Annotated in this window: 4 protein-coding genes; 2 read left to right on the top strand and 2 right to left on the bottom strand. The window is 68.8% G+C overall.

Translation table 11 applies throughout. The features are described 5' to 3' along the window. The coding region (locus tag ACWELQ_RS43395) for a hypothetical protein (RefSeq protein ID WP_452402799.1) at nt 1–302 on the bottom strand (302 nt) is incomplete at its 3' end. Between the two features lie 101 nt (nt 303–403). Between ACWELQ_RS43395 and ACWELQ_RS43390 the strand changes: the two genes are divergently transcribed. Continuing rightward, entirely contained in the window at nt 404–937 is a 534-nt protein-coding gene (locus tag ACWELQ_RS43390) for a winged helix-turn-helix transcriptional regulator (RefSeq protein WP_452402798.1), read from the top strand. Here the strand turns inward: ACWELQ_RS43390 and ACWELQ_RS43385 are convergent. Next, complete coding sequence (locus ACWELQ_RS43385) at nt 930–1,502, bottom strand: TetR/AcrR family transcriptional regulator (protein ID WP_452402797.1); 573 nt, start codon at nt 1,500–1,502, stop codon at nt 930–932. The genes ACWELQ_RS43390 and ACWELQ_RS43385 overlap by 8 nt on opposite strands. An 83-nt stretch (nt 1,503–1,585) precedes the next feature. Between ACWELQ_RS43385 and ACWELQ_RS43380 the strand changes: the two genes are divergently transcribed. Next, complete coding sequence (locus ACWELQ_RS43380) at nt 1,586–2,476, top strand: SDR family oxidoreductase (RefSeq protein WP_452402796.1); 891 nt, start codon at nt 1,586–1,588, stop codon at nt 2,474–2,476. Nucleotides 2,477–2,610: the final 134 nt, after the last annotated feature.

Here is a 2,610-nt window from a genome sequence, read left to right as displayed (position 1 = left end):
TCGGGTTCGGCGTCGAGCACGGCGTCGGTGATCGCCCGCACGATGGCCGCGCGGCGCTCCGGGTCGAACTGCCCCTGCGGAACCGAGGCGACGAAGCGGTAGCGCGGCAGATCGGCGGGCTCGCCCGCGACGTAGACGGCGGCCGGGCGGTGCACGAACACCCAGGCGATCGAGCGGGCGGCGGCATTGGTCGGATCCGCGCCCTCGTGCAGCAGCAGGAGGTCGGTGAGGGTGGCGAGCAGCTTCTTCTCGGCCGTTTCGTCCAGGGCACCGGCGGGGATGTAGGCGTCGAGCATCGGCATGGCTGTCTCCAGTTCATGGCTGAGTTTCGAAATTAAACTTAGAATCCGGACGTTACCGGGCTGAGTAGTGAATGACAACCCAGATCGATAGGATGACCGCCATGACCGCCGACATCGACCGCGCCGCGTTCAGCGCCGAGAACTGCTCGGTCGCACGCACGCTCGCCATCGTCGGTGAGAAATGGACCCTGCTGGTCCTGCGTGAGGCCTTCTACGGGGTGCGCCGGTTCTCCGAGTTCCAGGCCCGTCTGGGCATCGCCCGCAATCTGCTCACCGCGCGGCTGGCCACCCTCGTCGACCACGGCATTCTGGATCGCCGGACCTATCAGGACCCCAATTCCCGTGCGCGGCAGGAGTATCGGCTCACCGCCAAGGGGCGCGATCTGTTCCCCGCGCTGATCGCCCTCATGCAGTGGGGCGACACCTACCTCGCCGACGAGGCGGGTCCGGCAGTCGTCGTAGCCCATAACGACTGCGGCAGCGCCGTCCATGTCGAACTGCGCTGCGCGCACGACCACGGCCCGCTGACCGCCCGCGACACCCACCCGACCCCCGGCCCCGGCGCACTACCCCCCTTGACCCACCCCCGGCCGAGCCCCGCGAGCGGATCGCCCGGCAAGGAGGCGGTCAGGTGAGTGCGCGGGTTGCCGTTCGGAGGTCGTCGAGGGCGGTCAGCGCGTACGGGGTCAGCGGGGTGTCCGGGGCGGAGCCCAGCCATTGGGCGTAGCCCTGTTTGAAGGCCAGCACGCCGAGTTCGGCGGCGAGGTGGGCGATGGGCTCGGAAACGCCGCGGGCGCAGAGGGATTCGGTCATCGCGGCGGCGAGACCTACGCTTTTGAGCGCATCGCGTTCCTGTAGTTCGACATTGGTGGCGATCGCGGCCTGCAGCCGTGCGCCGATCTCGCGATTCATCGGCCCCATGGCGCCGCAGGCCCGCTCCAGACCGGCCGCGACCGCGTCCAGGGGGGTCGCGCTCTCCGGCGCTTCGGTGATGCCTTCGGTGAGCAGGCGGCACAGCGCCTGCTGTCCGGCGACCAGGATTTCGCGCTTGTCCGGGAAGTGCCGGAAGAAGGTGCTCTTCGTGACGCCGGCGCGCTCGGCGATCTGCGCGACCGTCGTCGCGTCGTAGCCCTGGTCGGCGAAGAGGTCCACCGCAGCCAGGACGAGCCGCTCCCGCGCTCCAGGTTCCCACCGTGCCATGTGGCCATAATAGGTGATGGAACCTTTGTCCCATCACTGCTATGGTGATGGGACAAGAGTCCCATCACTTTCGAGGGAGCGTCATGCACGTATTCATTACCGGCGGTAGCGGTTTGATCGGGTCGGCGGTGGTCGCCGAACTGCTGGGCAACGGCCACACCGTGGTCGCGCTCGCCCGTTCCGACAAGTCCGCGGCTGCCCTCGACGCCGCCGGGGCCGAAACACTGCGGGGCGATCTCACCGACCTGTCCGTCCTGCGGGCCGCAGCGGCCAAGGCGGACGGCGTGATTCACCTGGCTTTCAGCAACGAATTCAGCAGCGCCGAGGCGCTGGCGGCGAGTGTCGCGGACGAGGGCGCGGCCCTGGCCGCGTTGGGCGAGGAACTGGTCGGCAGCGACCGGCCGCTCATCACGGTCTCAGGGACGCCGTACGTGCCGGGTCGGGCGGCCACCGAGACCGACCCGACGGCTGTCGAAGGCCCCGTCGGCGGTCGCGGTCGGTCGGTGAACGCCATTCTGGCGCTCGCCTCGCAGGGCGTACGCAGCGCGGCGATTCGCTTGCCGCGCACCGTGCACAACAACGGCGAGGGCGGATTCGCGGGCCTGCTGACCCAGGCTGCGCGGCGCAGCGGAGTCGTCGCTTACCCCGGTGACGGCACCCAGCGGTGGCCTGCGGTGCACGCGTTGGATGCGGCGAACCTGTTCCGGCTGGCGCTCGAAAAGGCCCCGGGCGGAACGGCTTGGCATGCGGTCGGCGATGAGGGTGATGCCGTGCGGGACATCGCGGCGGTTATCGGCGAGCAGTTGGGGCTGCCGGTGCAATCCGTCGCACCGGAGACCTTCGGGCCGCTCGGGCAGATCTTCATCGTCGATCAGCCTGCTTCGAGTACTCACACTCGCGAGGCCCTCGGGTGGCAGCCGAGGCACCCTCGACTCCTCGAGGACCTCCGCAATATTCATCCCGCTGCCGTCTAGCTGTATGAACGGGGTCCGGAGTACTCAGCGCGGAATTTTGTCCGATTCACCGCACTGAGTGCACCTTGATCTTGATCACCCCTCGTACGCGAAGGTGACTGTGCGGGTGGCGGGGTCGGCGGTGGTGAGGCGGA

It is taken from the genome of Nocardia sp. NPDC004722 (assembly GCF_053601505.1).
The sequence above is the reverse complement of the archived record's forward strand: the minus strand, read 5'-3'. Positions and strand labels throughout refer to the sequence as shown.

Bases quoted from the DNA above. Each gene is read 5' to 3' on its own strand.
- ACWELQ_RS43390 (WP_452402798.1), top strand. From the start codon at position 404: ATGACCGCCGACATCGACCGCGCCGCGTTCAGCGCCGAGAACTGCTCG.
- ACWELQ_RS43380 (WP_452402796.1), top strand. From the start codon at position 1,586: ATGCACGTATTCATTACCGGCGGTAGCGGTTTGATCGGGTCGGCGGTG.
- ACWELQ_RS43385 (WP_452402797.1), bottom strand. From the start codon at position 1,502: ATGGCACGGTGGGAACCTGGAGCGCGGGAGCGGCTCGTCCTGGCTGCG.